The sequence below is a fragment of the Pseudolabrys taiwanensis genome, assembly GCF_003367395.1.
Lineage (GTDB): Bacteria > Pseudomonadota > Alphaproteobacteria > Rhizobiales > Xanthobacteraceae > Pseudolabrys > Pseudolabrys taiwanensis.
Genome location: NZ_CP031417.1, coordinates 4,503,791 through 4,521,785, shown reverse-complemented (window position 1 = coordinate 4,521,785; position 17,995 = coordinate 4,503,791). Strand labels below are relative to the sequence as shown.

The following is a 17,995-nucleotide window of genomic DNA, read 5'->3' as shown; positions in this document are numbered from 1 at the left end:
AAACTTGTTAGGGCGTGCTGGATTCCCGCTTTCGCGGGAATGAGCGGAGAGTGCTTCAACCTGATTATAAACTGCTCTAGCCGATCAGGCTGGCATATGAAAGAAAACCGACGCGATCGCCCGGCGCCACCGTTGTGATGTCTTCCGGCAGTTCCAGAAGCCCATCGGTCTGCGTCAATGACGTGAGGACGCCGGCGCCGTCCTGCGGGTGCTTCACCGCTTCAAGTTCGCCATCGGCGCCGCGCCGCAGCGCCACACGCACATACTCGCGGCGGTCTTTTTTCTTCTTGTAGGCAAAGCTCGAACGCACCGGCAGCGGTGTCAGCACGTCGGCGCGCGCACCGGCCAGTTGGCGCAGCAGCGGCCGCACGACGCGCACGAAAGTGACGAATACGGCGACCGGATTGCCCGGCAAGCCGATGAAGGCGGCGCTATCGTCAGCGTCACGGATGACGCCGAGCGCCACTGGCCGGCCCGGCTTGATGGCGACGCGCCAGAACACCAGGCTGCCGATGCGTTCGACGGCGGTTCGGACATAGTCGGCTTCACCCGTCGAGACGCCACCCGACGTGACGATGAGATCGTGCGTGCGGGCTGCCGCCTGTAACGCGTGCGCCAACGCTTCCGGTTGGTCGGCAATGATGCCGAGATCGGTCACCACCGCACCGAGTCGTTCGAGCAGCTCGCGCAGTAAATAGCGGTTGGCATCGTAGATCGCTGCGCGGCCGAGAGGCTTGCCGGGCTCGACCACCTCGTCGCCCGTCGAGAAGATCGCAACCGTCAGTCGCCGCCTCACGTCGAGAGACGTAATGCCCAATGCCGCGGCAAGCGCGATGTGCTGCGGCTCGAGCACCGTGCCGGCGGGCAGCACCGTCTGGCCTTTCGGCACATCCTCCCCCGCGAGCCGCCTGTTGGCGCCCAGCTTCAAGCCCTTCGGAACGACCACCGTCTCACCATCGACAGTGACGTCTTCCTGCATGAAGACCGTGTCGGCGCCGGCTGGCATCGGCGCGCCTGTGAAGATACGGACCGCCTCGCCCTTCCCTATGGCAGCGTCCGCCGCGCGCCCCGCCGTCACCCGGCCTGCGATCGTGAGCCGTGTGTCGGCCTCCTTGTTGAGATCGGCATGACGCACCGCATAGCCGTCGACAGCCGAGTTATCGAACGGCGGCAGATCGACGGGCGCGACGACGTCGGACACCAACACACGTCCGCGCGCGCCGCCGAGCGCTACGACCTCGCTCTCTTTGACGGGCGTAATGCGCTCGGCGATGAGCCGCTCCATGTCGTCCAGCCGCAGCAGCGGCCCGGAAAACGCGAAGCAGTCATCGGTGAGTTGGGCCATCAGTTGTCCCGAATGGCTTTGGCGTCCGACACCAATATTGCGTGCTTAAGCAACAGCTCGGCGATGCCCTCGACATCGTTGAGGTCGATCACCGGCACCCGCGCGTCCGGCAATTCGACGTCGGAGGCGATCGCCACGATATAAGGATCGACGGGCTGGATCAGCGGCTTGGCATTTTCGGCCCGGTGCACTTCGAGCTTGGGGAAGGCGTCGCGCTTGAAGCCTTCGACCAGGATCAGATCCACCGGCGACATCTTACGCACCAGGTCGGGCAGGTCCCACTCTTCTTCCTCGCGCAGCTCGTGCAGGATGGCCCAACGCTTGGACGAGGAGATGATGACCTCCGTCGCGCCGGCGGTGCGGTGGAAGAAGGAATCCTTGCCCGGCTGATCGAGATCGAAGCCGTGATGCGCATGCTTGAGCGTCGACACGCTGATGCCGCGCTCGATCAGGCGGGGGATCACCTTCTTGATCACCGTCGTCTTGCCAGAGCCGCTCCAGCCGGCAAGGCCGATAATCCGGGTCGCCCGCCTCCCCCCCCGCGCATCCGGGCCGTCGTCATCCTCGTTGGTCGCGTAGAGATCGGGCCGCAGAATCTTGCGGTGCACGCCCGTCACCGTTTCCACAGCGATGACCCGCTCGGCCGGAACGCGCGCCCAGTTCGAGACCGATGGCTGGGAAATGCCAAGGGCCCGCGCCAGTTCGCTGATGCCGCCGGCGGCCCGAATGGCTTTTGACAAACCAAGATCTCGCATGCGGTCGTCCGTATACTGTCAGTGGCGGGGGACCCTAGCGGCCCGGCAAAGCAGGGGTCAACTGTGCATCAGGTCACGTTTTCGTCGGCCGGCTCCATGCCTAATGCCTTGATTCGCCCCCGTGTTTCGTCGGCGCGGAGAGCGGCGAGAAAGGCCTCCACCGCCGGCCGGCCGCGCCGACTCTGGACCACCAGGAAATCATAGTGCTCCGGCGCCACCGGCAGAAAGCCAAGGCCATACAGCCTGGCGACCGGCTCAATGGCAAGGCCCCAGTCCGCACGATGCTGCGCAATCGCCGCCGCGACCGCGTTGTGCGATTTCGGCTGATTGGCGTAGCCAGGCGGCTTCTGTCCGTCGAGCAGCTTGTCCATCAGCACGCGCGTGCCGGCCCCGGCGTTGCGATTGACCATCAGCGCCGACGGATCCGCAAGCGCGTCGCGAAGCGCTTCGACGGCGGTACGGCTCTCGAAGCGCACGTCGCCCGGCCGGAAGAGAATGCCCTGCATGCGCCGCCAACCCGGCACCAGCGCAATGCCGGGGGTCGCGAGGTGCACATTATATTTTCCGGTCTTTGGATCGATCAGATGCACCGGCGCGATGTCGCATTCGCCGCGGTTGGCCGCAGCGACGCCGCCCAGACTGCCCACCGCGAGCACACGCGCAGAGAAGCCGCGCTCGCTCAACGCGCCCACCACCACATCGAGCGCAACATCGTGGCTGCCCATGATGACGACGTCGGGCGCGTGCGCTGCACCGCCAATCAGCGTCACGGGCACCTCGCTATCGGCATCGAGCGCCGACGCCAGCGCATCGATCTCGAGGAAACCGTCGGCTTGTGAAAAGCTCGTCACCGAGCCGGAGCCTTTGCCGGTCGGAAATGCAATGGGGCCATCAGCGCCCTCGACCAGCGAGACCAGCACGAATTCCTTGCGGCCGAGTTCTGACGCGATCCGCACCGGCACGCGCGCGGTCACCGTCTCGGCGGCCGCCGGCGGCAGGCCGGCAAAGGCGCGGATCACGGGCGCGACGAAGGCGTGGAAGGTGAAGATCGCCGAGGTTGGGAATCCTGGCAGCACGATAATGGGCTTGCCGTCGACGACACCGAGACACAACGGCTTGCCGGGCTTGAGCGCGACGCCATGCACGACGATGCCGGGCGTGCCGAGCTTCGAGATGATCGTGTGCGACAGATCGCCTGCGCCTTTGGAGGTGCCGCCCGACAGCACGACCATGTCGCACGCGACGAGCGCCTCGCGCACGGCCTTTTCCAGCACCGCTTCGTCGTCGGGAAAAGCGCCGAAAGCCACCGGCTCGCCGCCCGCTTCGGCCACGGCAGCCGCGACGATCGCACCGTTGCTGTCGTACACACCGGCAGGTTTCAATGGCGCGCCTGGCGGCACCAATTCGTCGCCAGTGGAGAGGACGGCCACTCTCGGCCGGCGTACGACGTCGACGCGGCCGAGCCCACAGGCCGCCAGCATGCCGATCTCGCGCGAGCCGATCCGCGCGCCCCGCCGCAGCAAGGTCTCGCCGCGCGCGATGTCCGACCCAGCGTAGGAGATGAATTGTCCCGCTGCCGCGGTGCGGCGCAAGTCGATCTGCGGCGGGGCACCTTCGAGCAACTCGGTGTGCTCGATCATCACCACCGCGTCGGCACCACGCGGGATCGTGCCGCCGGTGGCAATGGCCGTTGCGGTGCCGGGAGCAACGACGAAGTCCGGCGGGTGACCACAGGCAATGACCTCGGGATTGAGCCGCAGCACTTTCGGGCTGGCATCGTTCGCACCCACCGTATCGGCCGCACGCACCGCGAAGCCATCGACGTTGGAACGATCGAACGCCGGCGCATCGACCGGCGCAACGACGTCATGCGCCAAGACTCGCGTGAGCGCATCGCCGAGCGATACGCTCTCGGCTAACAGCGGCTTGAGATCGAGCTGCGCAGCAAAACGCGCGCGGGCTTCCTCCGCCGAAACGACTTCGAGGAACTGTTCCTGCCGCGCGGCGGCGCGCACGCGCGCGAGCAGCGTCGCATCGTCCGGGGACTTGGCTCGGGCCGAACTCATGGCCACGGCCTTACCGCAACCGGCGTGCCGGCGGAATAGCCCTCGCTGTCCGGCGGAACCTGGATCCAGCCGTCCGCGCGCGCGAGCACCGACAAGGGCAGATAGCGCGCGCCGAGCGGCTCAGCCTCGCCGCCGACCACACGGACCGGTACGAGTTCCGTCATTCCGATGGTCGAGGTCACCTTGCGGGAGAGCGGCGCGGTCGTCGCGATATCGTCTCGCGGGTGGCTGCCGGCAAGCCGCGCCAGTATGCGACGCCCGACCAAGAGCCACACGGCCAGCGCCGCATCAAGCCGCCCCGGCAGCAGCAGCACCGGTTGCGTGCCGGCATAACCCAAAGCCGCGGTCTCGCCCGGTGTCACGGCTAGGCCGTGCACCGCCAGCCGGCCGTCGCGGGTGAGCGTCAGTATACTCGAATCATTGCGTCCGGTGCCCGTACCGCCCAGCCCCACAATGATGTCCGCACTGTCCGCAGCGATAGCCACATCGAGACCGCGGCCCCCTTCGTCCAGACGCGCCACACCGCCAAGCCGCTCGATATCGCTGGCGATAACCCGCGCCGCCGCGCTGACGATGCCGTTGCCGCGCACCGGCAGCACGCGCACGCGCGGCTCGCGGACGGTGACACGGCTGAGCCCCAGCGCGCCGAACGCAGCCAGATCGGTGAGCCGCAGATGATCGCCCGCGCGATGCAATGGGATCGATGGATCGCTGTCGCCACCGGCAGCCAATACGCCATCGCCGGGATTGATCGTGATGAGCGCCTCGGCCTGCCCGTTCACGACACGCACGGCATCGAGCGACGCCACGCTGTCGGTGCCCGGCGGCATGGCCTGACCGGCATCGACGCGCGACGGCACGCGCATCAGCGCCGCCGGCGAATAACCGCCGGCGCCCAAAGTCTCGTCGGCGCGTAAGGCCCAACCATCTTGCAAGGCCGTCGGCGCCGACGGCCGCATCGGCGCAGTCGTGTCAACGGCCAGCACACGACCGAGCGCGGCCTTGATGTCGAGCGTGCGCGGCGTCACCGCTTTCACCTCGGCATCGATCATCGAAAGCACATCGGCGAGCGGCGTCAGCCGCGTAATCACTTGTGTCGTAAGGGCCGCCATCTTGCGTGCTTGACCTCGAATTTGCGCGCACTCACTCTAGCGCAACAATGCAACGAAAAGCGTAGCTTTTCGATAAGTGAAAAGGGGAAACGCGTGTTCACCACCACCAAGGACAAGGCGCTGCTGACCACCACGACCGGAGCGCTGCCGCGCCCTGCTTGGTACACCGAAAACCTGCGCGGCTTACCTTTGTCGCACGGATTTTCACGCCTTGCTTACCGCGACCAGCACTTCGACTGCCTCGCCTGTCACGTGGCAGCGCAGCACCGCGCCGGCATCGATATCATGGTCGACGGCGACACCCGCCTCGACGACGACGTCGCGGGCCGCGGCTGGGTGAGCTACGTGACGGAGCGGGTCGAAGGCATTGGCGCACCGCGCGTCGAAGTGCCGCCGGCCGGCTTCATGAAGGACAAAGGACCCGGCGACCTGATGTGGGAGGTGATCGAGACCCGCATGACGCCGCCGGTGTCGGGCAAGATCGGCAACACCCAGCTCGAACTCGACCGCGCCTACAAGGCGATCGCGCCGATGACCGACAAACCGGTGAAGATCGGCACGATCTCGGCGCAGATTCTCGCGTTGATGCTGACCAACGAACACTATGGCGACCGGCTCGAGTTGCTGATGGATTTGTCGGCGGCGCTGAACAAGGAATATCACGCACTAGCCGATGCCGGCGCGCCGCTCATTCAAATCGAAGAGCCGGCCATTCATCAGGTGATCGCCGACCCCAACCAGAGCATCAAACCCGAGCAGTGGGTGGAGGCATTCAATAAGGAGGTGAAAGGCCTGCGCCAGCGTTGCGAGGTGTGGTGCCATACCTGCTGGGGTTCGCCGGCCGCGCAGCGTGTCGCCAGCAAGGATCAGAGCTACAAGGCCGCGCTGCCTTATCTCAACGAACTCGATGTCGACGTGATCACCGTCGAAGGCGCTTTCAACAAGGGTATGGACCTCGAGCATTTCGGCAAACTGATCGGCAAGGACAAGAAGATCGCGCTCGGCGTCATCAGCCACCGCACCTTGCAGGTCGAGCGGCCGGAGGAGATCGCGGATCTGATCCGCAAGGCTCTGCAATACATCGAGCCGGAGCGCCTCATTTTGACGAGCGACTGCGGCTTCGGCCGCCAGGGCATGAGCCGCATGCACGCCTTCTACAAGATGGTGGCGCTGACGCGTGGCACGAACATCGTGCGCAAGGAACTGGGCCTGCCGGAGGCCCACATCCCGGCGACCGACCCGAAGCTGTCGATGGTGCCGTTGAGCTAGGCATCGCTCGTTCCCAAATGGGGCTCAAGAGCCGCGATGGCGCCCATTTCGTGGGGCTCCGTCTGCGGAGAGCCCCCGGGCAATGTTTGCGGACGCGGCGGCATGCGCTAAATGGACGCGATGACGGAAAAGACAGTCAATCTTCGCGGTCTGAAGTGCCCGTTGCCCGCCCTGCGCACGCGCAAGATCTTGAGCGGCATGGCGAGCGGCGACCTGCTGACGATCGAATGCACCGATCCGTTGGCGGCAATCGACATCCCGAACCTGCTGCGGCAGACGGGCGATGCGCTGGAGAACAAAGCGCAGGCCGACGGTGTGCTGACATTCGTGATCAGGAAGAAATAGCGCCTTGGTCGTTCCGGCCAAGCGAGCTCTTGCGAGCGCGAGCCGCGCCCCTATGCCGCAGCCTATCAGAGAGCACGGCGTATGGGTCCCGCTTATCGCGGGGACGGCAGAGGTCAATCCAATTTGAATCCCTTGCCACGCACAAAGACGCCGAAATCCGTGCGTTGCGGCTTTGCATACTGCCGCGCTTTGTCTTCCGACCAGCCATAGAACGGCGCAGCCCCGAAGCGCTCGGGCTCGCGCTGACGGCGATAGGGGCGGATCGCCGCGCGCCGCTGGTCGTAAGCATCGATGTGCGCCGCCAGTCCGTCTTCAGAGAACGTCTCCTCGTGCACGGTCACGTCGAGCGGCAGCCGCGGCGAGATCGCGCCGTCCTCGGCCGGCCAGCCCAAGCCCATGCCGGCGACCGGAACGACCTTATCCGGCAGCGCCAACATCTCGCTCGCCGTCGCCGCGTGATCGCGGATGACGCTGATCGGACAACACCCAAGCCCGACGGCTTCAGCCGCGCGCACGAAGTTGGCGAGCACAATGGCCGCGTCGACCGTCGCGTTGAAGAACAGATCGAGATGATCGTTCGGAAACGGCGTGCCGCGCATGGCGGCGATCTGCGGCACCCGCCGGCCGTTGGCGAGGAAGACGAGAAACACCGGCGCGTCCATCAGCCAGGGCATCTCGGGCAGCAGGCGGCAAATCGCTTCGCGCTTCGCCTTGTCGCGCACGATGAGGATATCACCCTGCTGCAGGTCGCTTTTGGTCGGTGCCGACAGCGCCGTAGCGCAGAGTAGACGCAGCAAGTCGGGGCTCACATCGCGCGGCTGATAGCGCCGGCAGACGTGATGCGCGGCGATATGTGCCAGTTCGTCCAGACCGGCGAGGCCTTCCGGTACCGGAAAGCTCTCGCCAAACCGCTCGAACAGCGCCGCCCTCAGCCTGTCGATCGTATCCGCCATCGCCACCCCCTTGCCGGTGCAGCGGCAGCCTAGCCCGCCGCTTTCGCCGCCGCGATAGCGTCCCAAATGCGGGACGGCGTGGCGGGAATGTCGAAGTGCTTCACGCCGACACTCCGCAGCGCGTCCATCACCGCGTTCATGCAGGCCGGCATGGCGCCGGTCGTGCCGGATTCGCCGACGCCCTTGGCGCCAAGCGGATTGTTCGGGCTCGGCACATTGTGTTCGACGAGATCGATCGCCGGCAACAGATGCGCACGCGGCATGCAGTAGTCCATGAAGCTGCCGGTGATCAGCTGCCCGTTGCTCTCGTCATAGGCGCAGTGTTCGCCGAACACGTGCCCGGCGCCCTGCATAATGCCGCCGAGAAGCTGGCCGTTGGCCAGCGTGTGGTTGATGGCATTGCCGATGTCGTCGACCGCCGTGTAGCGCACCACTTCGATGTCACCGGTATCGGCGTCGATCTCGAGCTCAACCACATGCGCGCCGCTGGGAAACGCCATGGACGGCGGCCGCTCGGCAACGGTGTCGAGCGGGTGCGGGCTATCGGAGGCGTGGCGCTCGATGACTTCCGTCATCTTCATCGTGCGGTCGGTGCCCGCGATAGTGAACACGCCATCCTTGAATTCGATGTCCTCAGGCGGCGCTTCCAACGCGTCGGCGGCGAGCTTCTTCGCTTTCTCGACGACAACCTCTGCCGCGATCTTGAAGGCGCTGCCGAGCGTCATGCCAGACCGTGAGCCGATCGACGGCGCGCCGGTGAGCCGCGGCCCCTTGGGGTCGCCGGAATGGCTCACGATGCGTTCGACGGGGACCCCCAGCCAACCTCCGACCAATTCCGGAAACACCGTCTCGTGTCCCTGCCCGCTCGGCCCGGCGGCGTTATGGATGACGATGGTGCCGTCGTTCTGGAACACCACGGCCACTTCGTCCTTCTTCACGCCGCCGCCGCCCGACGGCTCGATGAACAGGCCGCAACCGATGCCACGCAGTTTGCCGGCCTTGCGCGACTGACGCCGGCGCGCCGCAAAGCCCTTCCAATCGGCCTTTTCTTTCGCTGCCGCGAGGAGACCGGGAAAATCGGCGCTGTCGAAACGCACGCCCGTCGGCGTGTTGTACGGAAACTGTGCCTTGCGCAGCACGTTGCGGCGGCGCAGTTCGAGCGGATCGACGCCGAGCTTGGCGGCGGCCTCGTCGACCAGGCGCTCGACGATGTAATTGGCTTCCGGCCGGCCCGCGCCGCGATAAGCGTTCGTCGGCGAGGTGTTGGTGATCACCTGACGATGGCGGCCATACACAGCCTCGATTGCATAAGCACCGGCGCCGACCACCTTGCCATTGACTGAGTTCGTCAACACGCCGGCGGGCGCGAGATAGGCGCCGGAGTCGCACAGCCATTCGGTGCGCAGCGCCAGGAACTTGCCTTTGTCGTCATAGGCGAGTTCGCCCTTGAGCGACACGGCGCGGCCGTGATTGTCGGTGAGGAAATCCTCCGACCGCGTCGACAGCCATTTGATCGGCTTCTTGAGCTTCTTCGCCAGATAAAGCATGGCCGGATATTCAGGGAACGGCGCCGTGCGTGCCCCGAAGGCACCGCCGACATCGACCATATGCACGCGCACGCGGTCGGCGGGAACGCCGGCCATCAGCGCCAGATCCTGGCCGAAGGCTGGGCCGCCTTGGCTGGCGCAATAGACATCGAACGAGTCTGCCGCGGCATCGTAGGAAACAAGGGCGCCGCGCACTTCCATCGGCGTCGGCGCCACGCGCGGGCTTTCCGCTGTGAGGGTGACGACGCCGGCAGCGCGGGCAAACGCATCGGCCGTCTTCTGCTCATCGCCGTACTCGAAATCGAAGCAGATGTTGCCGGGAATGTTGTCGTGAATGACCGTCGCGTCCGCGGCCATCGCGTTCTCAAAGCCGATAAGAACCGGCAGATCGTCGAAATCGATATCGATCATATCCGCCGCATCGCGCGCGGCCGCCGCGGTCTTGGCGACCACCACGGCGATTTCCTCGCCGACAAACCGCACGCGATCGCCCGCCAGCACCGGCCGTTGCGGCACCAGAATTCCCTGACCGCCGCGTCCCGGCGGCGGGGAGATCGGCGGCAACGTTGCAAAGCCGGCATCGGCGACATCGCGGCCTGTGACCACGGCGACCACGCCCGGCGCACTCGCGGCAGCGCTGGTGTCGATCGACTTGATGATGGCATGGCCGCGATCCGAGCGGCGGAACGCGGCGTAGAGCTGACCCTCCAAATTCCAGTCGTTGGTGTAGCGGCCCTGGCCGGTGACGAGGCGCCGGTCTTCACGCCGGCCTTTGAACGTTCCGTTATCCGACATTCAACACGCGCTCCGAATTCCAAGTCATGAAAGGCGTTGCCCCATGCGAGCGGATCTCCCGCTTCGCGCCCGCCGGGACGACGAAGTCACCGCAGCTCGATCTCCATGGAGATGGCGTCGCCGCGATAGATGCCATGGCCGGCATAAAGAATGACGCCGTCCTTGTCGATGGCGACGCGGTCGACCAATGCCACGGGTGCATTGAGCGGGATATTCAGCATCCCGGCAACCTCGACGTCGGCAGTGCCGATCGTCACCATCTGCCAGGCGCGGCCGATGCGATGGCCGGCGATGCGATGGAGAATCGGCAAGGTCGGCAGCCGGCGGAATTGCAACGGCGGGCCTTCCGTGAAGAGTTCGTACTCGAGATAGAACTGCGCGATCAGATACGGCCGGCCGTCGCGCAGGTGCAATCTTCTCATCATTTGATATTTCGGCGCCGGCGTGCCCTTCTGCCGGACTGCAACCGGCAGTTCGGCCGTCACGCGCTGTTCCAGCACCTCGATCTTGGCGCCCTCGTGCGCCGAGATCAGCGATTGCCAATCGATGGCAAGCTTGTGCGCGTGCGTGTCCGGCGCGCTGCGCACGAAGGTGCCCTTGGCGCGCATACGCTCGAGCAGCCCTTCCTGTTCGAGGATCCCGAGCGCCTCGCGCATGGTGCCGCGCGCGACGGCGAATTCAGCCGCCAGTTGGTCGACGTTGGGGATGCGGCCGCCGACCGGCCATTCTCCCGACGCGATGCGATTGCGAAAGAGGGTGGCGAGCTGAATATAGCGGGCCACCGGGCTGCGGCTGAGATCCGTCCCGCCCGCCGCGCTCCGCAATGCACTTCTCGCCGTCATCGTTGGCCCATCCTGCAAACCCTTGGGGTGGCATCATAGCGGCCTCACCGGGTCTGGCGGAAAGAATGCTGCGCGCCTGGCGGGCGGCATCCACAAGCCGGTGAGCCGGCTCGGAGGGCATCGGCATTAAGTCAATAGTATGGACTTTCGATGATTGCGGCGGTAGTGGTCTAGACGACCGGGAGTTGCCATGAGCCGCCTACCCCTCACGATTGCCAGCTGGGATTACGACCGCGTGCGGCCGCTGCTCGATGGGCGCGTCAAAGTCGAAGGCTGCGACGTCAATTATCTGACCATGCCGGTCGAGGAATGCTTCGAGCGCGCCTATTTCCATGGCGAGTTCGAGGTGGCGGAGATCGGCTTCAGCCCATTCCTGATCGCGCTGTCGCGCGGACCGACGCCCTATGTGGCACTCCCCATCTTCCTGTCGCGCATGTTCCGCCACTCGGCGGTTTATGTCCGCGCCGACCGCGGCATCGAAAGCCCTGCCGATCTCGCCGGCAAAACCATCGGCGTGCCGGAATATCAGATGTCGGCGGTGATGTGGTTCCGCGGCTATCTACAGGACGAGTTCGGCATCAAGGCGGCCGATATCAACTGGGTGCAGGCAGGACTGGAAAATCCCGGCCGCCGCGACAAGTTTCCGCTCAATCTGCCCGAAGGCTTTCCGCTCGTCGCGCGCAACGACGTGACGCTGTCGCAATTACTGGCCGACGGCGCCATCGACGGCGTCATGTCCGCGCGCGCACCGTCCTGCCTCATCGACGGTCACCCGAAGGTGCGGCGCTTGTTTCCCGACTATCGCGCCGTCGAACAGGCCTACTTCAGAAAGACCGGCATCTTCCCGATCATGCATGCGCTCGGCATCCGCCGCGACATCCACGAGAAGCATCCCTGGCTCGGCGCCAGCCTGTACAAGGCGTATCTGCAAGCCAAACGCATTGCCGATGCCGACCTCGTCGAAGTGACTGCGCTCAAGATCGGCCTTCCCTGGGTGAGCGCCGAATACGAGGCGACGCAAGCACTGATGGGCGCGGACTTTTGGTCCTACGGGCTCAACGACGCCAACCGCAGGACGCTCGCCGCCATGGCGCGTTATTCCTACGAGCAGGGGCTGGCGACACGCCTGATCGACGTCGATGAAATGTTCGCCAACGGCATAAGCGAAACGCGCGTGTAGCAAGCACGCCGGGAGATGTGGAGGGAACCATGAGCATCCAACTGATCTGCGCCTCGCACAGCCCTTTGATGTTGACCGATGTCGAGGAGACCGAGAACGGCGTGCACGCCGAGTTCTTCCGCGAGCTCGACCAGTGCGCAACGGCATTGCACAAGTTCAACCCCGACCTCGTCGTCGTGTTCGGGCCGGACCACTTCAACGGCTTCTTCTACGAATTGATGCCGATGTTCTGTATCGGCACCGCCGCGCAGGGCACCAAGGACTGGCATCTCGAAAGTGGCCCGTTGAGGGTGCCGCGCGCGCTGGCGATCGACTGTGTGCGCCACCTGCACGCCAAGGACATCGACGTCGCGATCTCGCACGAGATGAAGGTCGACCACGGTATCACCATTCCGCTGTACAAGCTCACCGGCGCGCTGGCGCGCTATCCGGTGCTGCCGATCTTCATCAATTGCGCCGCCGATCCGCGACCTTCGTTCAAGCGCGTGCGCACCTTCGGCACGGCGATCGGCGAGTTCCTCGCCGACAAGAACCTGCGCATCAGCTTCATTGGCTCCGGCGGCTTGTCGCACGATCCGCCGACGCCGCGGCTGGAAATGAGCCCGCCCGATGTCGCCAAGCGGTTGATCCAGCGCGCCATCCCCAGCCAGGAAGAGCTCGACGCGCGCGAAAACCGCGTCATCCGCGCCGCCCGCGACCTCGTCGTCGGCAAGGGCCCGTGCCTGCCGCCGAGCGAGCAATGGGATCGCGACTTCCTGCAGAACTTCGTCAGCGGCAAGCTCGACGCCTTCGACGCGATGACCGATCAGGACATCGACCGTATCGCCGGCTTCGGCGCGCACGAAGTGCGCACCTGGGTCGCCGCCGCTTCCGCCGCCAAGGCGATGGGCAAGCTTCAGACCGAGCTCAAATACTATCACCTTGTGCCGGAATGGATCACCGGCATGGGCATCGTCACGGGGCTAGCCTGAGCCGATGACGCACACAACTGGCCGCGTCCGTTCAAGCGACGTCGATATCTTCTATCGCACGTTCGGCAGGCCCGGCGGCACGCCGATCCTCATCGTGCACGGCCTGTCCTACTTCTCCTACGACTGGATCGAAGCCGGCACCTTGATGGCAAAGGACCGCGAAGTCGTCGCCATCGACATGCGCGGCTTCGGCGAGTCATCCTGGAGCCAGACGCGCGACTACAAGCTCGAGACCTTGAGCAACGACGTTATCGCCGTGATGGATCATCTCGGCTGGGACAAGGCCGTGCTGATGGGACACTCCTTCGGCGGCCGCGTATGCCTCGCCACTGCCGGCTGGAAGCCCACGCGCGTGGCTGGATTGATCCTTGTCGACTTCGCGCCGGACATCGCCGCGCCGGGCCGCAAGTACACGGCGCAACGCATCGGCGGCCAGCCGGATGTGTTCGCCTCGGTCGACGAAGCGATGACCTACGATCATGACGACCCGAGCGACGCCAAGCGCCGCGCGCGCTGGGAAGCTTTCCTGACCAAGACCGACAAAGGCTACGCGCTCAAGCGCGACCTGCATTATCGCGACAACTTCCGGCGCGCTCTCGAGACGGGTCAATCCTCACCCGTGCCGACCTTCCTATGGCCGATGCTGAGCGAGATGGCGATCCCGACACTGGTCATCCGCGGCAGCATGTCGAACATGTTCGAGGCTGCGACGCTCGGCAAAGTGCGGCAGATGAACCCGCGCGCCACAGCCATTGAGATCGAAGGCAGCCACGACCTCGCCGGCGACAATCCGAACGGGTTGGCGACGGCGGTCCGTGAGTTCTTGGCGACGAGCGGATTGTGATCACCCGTCGTCGTCGCCCTGAGGTGTCCGCCGTAGGCGGCCCTCGAAGGGTGCGGGTCGATTCTGTGACCGTCTTCCTTCGAGGCTCGCGCTTCGCGCCTCAGGATGACGGTTAGAGCTTCTTCGTCGCCCGCAGCACGGCCGCATCGTCCGGCGACGGCGCGACATCGAAACCGAGCTCCACGGCGATCGCGTTGATGCGCGCGAGCTTCGCCGGATAGACCAGCACCGCACGGCGCACGCCCTGTCCGGCAATGGCCGCAAGCTGCGCTTGCAGAAGCTGCCGCGCCAATCCCTTGTCGCGCAGATCGGCACGGATGATCGCGGCCGCTTCCGCCGCGTCGAAATCCGGATCGGCCGTCGAGCGCGCCAGGCCCGCCACGCGACCGCCCTCCCAGGCCAGCATCGTCATCTCGCGGTCGTAGTCGATCTGGCTCAGGCGCGCGGCCGTCTCATGGCTGCGCTCGCGCAACAGCGAAAAGGCCGAATGCCAGAGATCCTGCGTATCCACTTCGGCCGCGAAACGGCTTAGCGCCGGCTCGTCTTCGGGCCGGATGGGACGCACGACATAGGCCTTGCCGTCCGGCGTTTTGATCTCGCTTTCGAGATTTTGCGGATAGGGCCTGATCGCCAATCGCGCCTCGGCCGACCCAGCCGCCTTGCGAACGCGGATGCGCCCATCGACGCCAACCACGCCTTGCGCATCGCAAAGCAACGGATTGATATCGATCTCGGTGACCTCGGCGTGATCGGCAACGATACGGCTGAGCTGCATCAGCACGTTCACGACGCCCTCGATATCGGCGGGCGGGCGGTCGCGATAGCCTTTCAAGAGTCGGGCGATACGTGTGCGCTCGATCTGCGCGCGCGCCAGCGCCGTGTTGAGCGGTGGCAATTCGAGCGATTTGTCCCCCAGGATTTCGACCGCGGTGCCACCGTGCCCGAACAGGATCACGGGACCGAAGGTCACATCGGTCGAAACGCCCGCGATCAACTCGAAGGCTCCCGGCCTGTGCACCATCTCCTGCACAATAAAGCCCTCGAGCTGCGCCTGCGGCCTCGCTTTGGCGACGCGTGCATTCATCGCCTGCGCAGCCGCCTCGACATCCTGCGGCGTCGCAAGATCGAGCGCGACACCGCCGACGTCGGACTTGTGCGTGATGTCGCGCGAACGGATCTTCAGCGCCACCGGCGCTTTGATCTCAGCGGCAAGCCTCGCAGCGCTCGCCGCATCGGCAACAGCCTCGGTGCGCGCAAAGCGCACGCCGTAGCAGGCGAAGAAGGCACTCACCTCGGCTGGATCAAGCCACTCGCGGCCATCCGCCAGCGCCTGCGCAATGAGCGCATGGGCGCGCTGCGTATCGGCCTCGGCGCTGGCCGTCGCCGACGACGGCGTCTCAAGAAGTAAATCCTGGCTCTGGCGATAGCGCACGAGATACATGAAGGCGCGCACGGCGCGCTCGGGCGTCTCGAAATCCGGCACCTTGGCGGCGACCAGCGTTGCGCGCCCTTCCTGCACGCTGGCGTCACCCATCCAGCACGCGAAAACGTTCTTCTTCTGGACGTCCGATTTCTTCAACACATCGACCAATCCCTTGGCCGCATCGGCCGACGAGCCAACGGAGGTCGGGCAATAGGACACCAGCAGGGCATCGCTATCGGGATCCTGCAGCATCACCTCGACCGCGTGCGAATAACGCGCGGCATCCGCGTCGCCAATGATGTCGATGGGGTTTGCATGACTCCACGTCGACGGCAGAACGGCATTGAGCTTGCCGATCGTTGTGTCGCTCAAGGAAGCCAGCTTGCCGCCCTCTTCGATCAACCGGTCCGTCGCCAGCACGCCGGCGCCGCCGCCATTGGTGACGATGGCGAGCCTGTTGCCGGGCTGCGGCGACATGGTCGCGAGCGTCGCGGCCGCATCGAACAATTCCTCGACCTCGTTCACCCGCAGCATGCCGGCACGGCGGAAGGCGGCGTCATAGACGACATCGGCGCCGGCAAGTGCACCGGTGTGCGAGGTTGCCGCACGAGCGCCCTCTTCAGCCCGGCCACTCTTCACCACGATGACGGGCTTGACGCGCGCCGCGCGGCGCGCCGCCGACATGAACTTGCGCGCCTGCGTCACCGCTTCGGCATAGATGATGATCGCCTGCGTCGAGTCGTCGAGCGCGAAATAATCGAGCAGATCGCCGAAATCGACGTCGCTCATGTCGCCCATCGACACAATGGCCGAGAAACCGATGCGCCGTGGCAAAGCCCAATCGAGCACGGTCGTCGCCATGGCGCCGGATTGCGAAAGGAACGCGATGTTGCCCGCCAAAAGCGGCGCCGGCGCGAAGGTCGCGTTCAGACCGATGCCGGGCACCGCGATGCCGAGGCAATTCGGACCGACGACGCGCAACAGATGCGGGCGTGCCGCAGCGAGCAGTTGTGCGGCACGTTCGCGGCCGACCCTCGCTTCGCCTTCGGCAAAGCCGGCCGTGAGGATCACAGCGGCGCGTGTGCCGCGCGCGCCGAGCTCGGCGATCAACGGCGCGATCGTGTCCGGCGGCGTGGCAAGCACGGCAAGTTCAGGCGTCAGCGGCAGGCTCGCCACGTCCTTATACGCCATGATGCCATGAACCGCCGCCGCGCGTGGATTGACCGGCAGGATCGGCCCTTCAAAGCCGGCATGCGTGAGATTGCGCATCAATGCCGAACCGACAGAACCCGGCCGTTCGGAGGCGCCGATCACCGCGATCGATCGCGGATGAAACATCTTGTCTAGATTGCGAATGGACATGGGGACCTGCGAACAACCGGATCGCGTCGATCACCCGCTTACCATGCGCGTGTGACCCTAAAAATGCGGATGCCCGAACCTAAAGACGGTCCGGGCATCCAATCGCCTACGCTGCGATCACCTCAGCAGCGGACATAACGCTTCCTGCCGGAATGCGTGTAGTAATAGCAACGGCCCGGACGAGTGGCGTCGGCGATAATCGCACCAGCCGCCGCACCGATCAGGCCGCCTGCGACGGCACCACCCGCGGATTGTGAAGCCAGACCGCCGATCAGCGCGCCTGTGCCGCCACCGATCAAAGCACCGCCTGCAACGCGATCTTGCCGCGCCGTCTCACAGCCGGCGAGCGTCAAGGCCAGAGCGGCCACCACGAGAACTTTCTTCATCCGAGACCTCCATAACGGGTTCGCTAATATCGCAAATGTGAAGGGAACTTATTGATGTCTGTCAAAGGAACGGCGACGCAAATCATCGGCAAGGTTGCCGTAGCGTTAGCAGTTCGTCGACAAGGCGATCATACCCGGAACGATTGATTCGTTCATACCTTCAGGGCGTGCTTGCCCATCGGCTTCACTGTGGTCGCCTGTGGCCCTTTGTCGCCCATCGTCTCCGCGAAGGTCACACGCGCGCCGACCTTCAGATCGTCGAAGCCGCCATTGAGCACGCTGTTGCGATGAAAATAGATCTCGTGCCCGTCCGACGCTTCGATGAACCCGAATTCGCCGGACGCATCCAGTTGCTTAACCGTCGCGATCGGCGGCGCCTCATGCGTCTTCACTTTGCCCTGAAGACGATGCGAATGGTCTTCCAATTGCCGGCGCGCGCGCTTGAACGCATCATTGATGGCGAAGCTCAAGTCCGACTGGCGCTCGTCCTCCGACGCGGTGCGCCCGACATTCACCTCGCGGCCCTCCGGCAGCGACAGACGAATATTGATCTCGAAGAGCCCGCCAGTGCGATGGTGACCGCCCGGCGCTTTGAGCACCACACGACCGGCGGTGACGCGGCCATAGCGTTCCTCGAGCAGCGACAGATGCTTGGCGATGGTGCCGCGAATGTCGGCCTTCGCCTCCATGCCTTGGAAATCGATCTGAACCGGCGTCTGCATGGCTTTTTCCTTATTGTTGTCAGGACCAGCAGAGCGTCCCGCGCGTCGGATCACCTGACATTGATTTGCCTCAAGGCC

15 protein-coding genes are annotated in these 17,995 nt (G+C 65.1%); 5 read left to right on the top strand and 10 right to left on the bottom strand.

The annotated features are described in order from the left end of the window. Window positions 1-76: 76 nt before the first annotated feature. The 4 genes from moeA to DW352_RS21505 form a co-directional block, all read right to left on the bottom strand. Window positions 77-1,345 carry a molybdopterin molybdotransferase MoeA gene (gene moeA / locus DW352_RS21520; RefSeq protein ID WP_115693254.1) on the bottom strand — a complete coding sequence of 423 codons (1,269 nt, stop codon included), beginning with the start codon at window positions 1,343-1,345 and terminating at the stop codon, window positions 77-79. Then, window positions 1,345-2,085, bottom strand: coding sequence for a molybdopterin-guanine dinucleotide biosynthesis protein B (mobB, locus tag DW352_RS21515; protein WP_210209873.1), 741 nt, complete (start codon window positions 2,083-2,085; stop codon window positions 1,345-1,347). The genes moeA and mobB overlap by 1 nt, the downstream gene beginning before the upstream one ends. Window positions 2,086-2,168: 83 nt before the next feature. Further along, window positions 2,169-4,166 carry a molybdopterin biosynthesis protein gene (locus tag DW352_RS21510; protein WP_115693252.1) on the bottom strand — a complete coding sequence of 666 codons (1,998 nt, stop codon included), beginning with the start codon at window positions 4,164-4,166 and terminating at the stop codon, window positions 2,169-2,171. Then, window positions 4,163-5,278 carry a MoeA family protein gene (locus DW352_RS21505; protein ID WP_115693251.1) on the bottom strand — a complete coding sequence of 372 codons (1,116 nt, stop codon included), beginning with the start codon at window positions 5,276-5,278 and terminating at the stop codon, window positions 4,163-4,165. Before DW352_RS21505 ends, DW352_RS21510 begins: the two co-directional genes overlap by 4 nt. 93 nt (window positions 5,279-5,371) lie before the next feature. On the opposite strand from DW352_RS21505, the gene DW352_RS21500 reads away from it, so the two are divergent. Together DW352_RS21500 and DW352_RS21495 are read left to right on the top strand one after the other, a co-directional pair. Further along, window positions 5,372-6,547, top strand: a complete 1,176-nt coding sequence (locus DW352_RS21500) for a cobalamin-independent methionine synthase II family protein (protein ID WP_115693250.1) — start codon at window positions 5,372-5,374, stop codon at window positions 6,545-6,547. Between the two features lie 120 nt (window positions 6,548-6,667). Next, complete coding sequence (locus tag DW352_RS21495; RefSeq protein ID WP_342634880.1) at window positions 6,668-6,892, top strand: sulfurtransferase TusA family protein; 225 nt, start codon at window positions 6,668-6,670, stop codon at window positions 6,890-6,892. A 113-nt stretch (window positions 6,893-7,005) separates the two neighbouring features. Here DW352_RS21495 and DW352_RS21490 read toward each other — a convergent pair whose 3' ends face one another. The 3 genes from DW352_RS21490 to DW352_RS21480 form a co-directional block, all read right to left on the bottom strand. After that, window positions 7,006-7,845: a nitroreductase family protein gene (locus DW352_RS21490; RefSeq protein WP_115694541.1), complete on the bottom strand. Its 840-nt coding sequence runs from the start codon at window positions 7,843-7,845 to the stop codon at window positions 7,006-7,008. Between the two features lie 29 nt (window positions 7,846-7,874). Next, the gene (locus DW352_RS21485; protein ID WP_115693248.1) at window positions 7,875-10,187 is read right to left on the bottom strand and encodes a xanthine dehydrogenase family protein molybdopterin-binding subunit; all 2,313 of its coding nucleotides are present in this window, start codon (window positions 10,185-10,187) and stop codon (window positions 7,875-7,877) included. Between the two features lie 86 nt (window positions 10,188-10,273). Next, entirely contained in the window at window positions 10,274-11,029 is a 756-nt protein-coding gene (locus DW352_RS21480; RefSeq protein WP_115693247.1) for a GntR family transcriptional regulator, read from the bottom strand. Between the two features lie 190 nt (window positions 11,030-11,219). Between DW352_RS21480 and DW352_RS21475 the strand changes: the two genes are divergently transcribed. From DW352_RS21475 to DW352_RS21465, 3 genes are read left to right on the top strand one after another with little or no spacing between them, the layout of a single operon-like run. After that, on the top strand, window positions 11,220-12,209 hold the full coding sequence (locus tag DW352_RS21475) for an ABC transporter substrate-binding protein (protein ID WP_115693246.1): 990 nt from the start codon (window positions 11,220-11,222) through the stop codon (window positions 12,207-12,209). Between the two features lie 29 nt (window positions 12,210-12,238). Then, window positions 12,239-13,180: a 3-carboxyethylcatechol 2,3-dioxygenase gene (locus DW352_RS21470; RefSeq protein ID WP_115693245.1), complete on the top strand. Its 942-nt coding sequence runs from the start codon at window positions 12,239-12,241 to the stop codon at window positions 13,178-13,180. 4 nt (window positions 13,181-13,184) lie between these two features. Then, window positions 13,185-14,024 carry an alpha/beta fold hydrolase gene (locus DW352_RS21465; RefSeq protein WP_115693244.1) on the top strand — a complete coding sequence of 280 codons (840 nt, stop codon included), beginning with the start codon at window positions 13,185-13,187 and terminating at the stop codon, window positions 14,022-14,024. Between the two features lie 112 nt (window positions 14,025-14,136). On the opposite strand, the gene DW352_RS21460 is transcribed toward DW352_RS21465, so the two are convergent. The 3 genes from DW352_RS21460 to DW352_RS21450 all read right to left on the bottom strand — a co-directional run bounded on the left by DW352_RS21460 (window position 14,137) and on the right by DW352_RS21450 (window position 17,917). Beyond that, entirely contained in the window at window positions 14,137-16,809 is a 2,673-nt protein-coding gene (locus DW352_RS21460; RefSeq protein WP_115693243.1) for an acetate--CoA ligase family protein, read from the bottom strand. 122 nt (window positions 16,810-16,931) lie between these two features. Then, window positions 16,932-17,195 carry a hypothetical protein gene (locus DW352_RS21455; RefSeq protein WP_115693242.1) on the bottom strand — a complete coding sequence of 88 codons (264 nt, stop codon included), beginning with the start codon at window positions 17,193-17,195 and terminating at the stop codon, window positions 16,932-16,934. A 152-nt stretch (window positions 17,196-17,347) separates the two neighbouring features. Continuing rightward, window positions 17,348-17,917 (bottom strand): HPF/RaiA family ribosome-associated protein, encoded by a 570-nt coding sequence (locus DW352_RS21450; protein WP_115693241.1) that lies wholly within the window; start codon window positions 17,915-17,917, stop codon window positions 17,348-17,350. Between the last annotated feature and the right edge of the window lie 78 nt (window positions 17,918-17,995).

Bases quoted from the DNA above. Each gene is read 5' to 3' on its own strand.
- DW352_RS21460 (WP_115693243.1), bottom strand. From the start codon at position 16,809: ATGTCCATTCGCAATCTAGACAAGATGTTTCATCCGCGATCGATCGCG.
- DW352_RS21485 (WP_115693248.1), bottom strand. From the start codon at position 10,187: ATGTCGGATAACGGAACGTTCAAAGGCCGGCGTGAAGACCGGCGCCTC.
- DW352_RS21475 (WP_115693246.1), top strand. From the start codon at position 11,220: ATGAGCCGCCTACCCCTCACGATTGCCAGCTGGGATTACGACCGCGTG.
- DW352_RS21480 (WP_115693247.1), bottom strand. From the start codon at position 11,029: ATGACGGCGAGAAGTGCATTGCGGAGCGCGGCGGGCGGGACGGATCTC.
- DW352_RS21465 (WP_115693244.1), top strand. From the start codon at position 13,185: ATGACGCACACAACTGGCCGCGTCCGTTCAAGCGACGTCGATATCTTC.
- DW352_RS21450 (WP_115693241.1), bottom strand. From the start codon at position 17,917: ATGCAGACGCCGGTTCAGATCGATTTCCAAGGCATGGAGGCGAAGGCC.
- DW352_RS21495 (WP_342634880.1), top strand. From the start codon at position 6,668: ATGACGGAAAAGACAGTCAATCTTCGCGGTCTGAAGTGCCCGTTGCCC.
- moeA (WP_115693254.1), bottom strand. From the start codon at position 1,345: ATGGCCCAACTCACCGATGACTGCTTCGCGTTTTCCGGGCCGCTGCTG.
- DW352_RS21510 (WP_115693252.1), bottom strand. From the start codon at position 4,166: ATGAGTTCGGCCCGAGCCAAGTCCCCGGACGATGCGACGCTGCTCGCG.
- DW352_RS21505 (WP_115693251.1), bottom strand. From the start codon at position 5,278: ATGGCGGCCCTTACGACACAAGTGATTACGCGGCTGACGCCGCTCGCC.
- DW352_RS21455 (WP_115693242.1), bottom strand. From the start codon at position 17,195: ATGAAGAAAGTTCTCGTGGTGGCCGCTCTGGCCTTGACGCTCGCCGGC.
- DW352_RS21470 (WP_115693245.1), top strand. From the start codon at position 12,239: ATGAGCATCCAACTGATCTGCGCCTCGCACAGCCCTTTGATGTTGACC.
- DW352_RS21490 (WP_115694541.1), bottom strand. From the start codon at position 7,845: ATGGCGGATACGATCGACAGGCTGAGGGCGGCGCTGTTCGAGCGGTTT.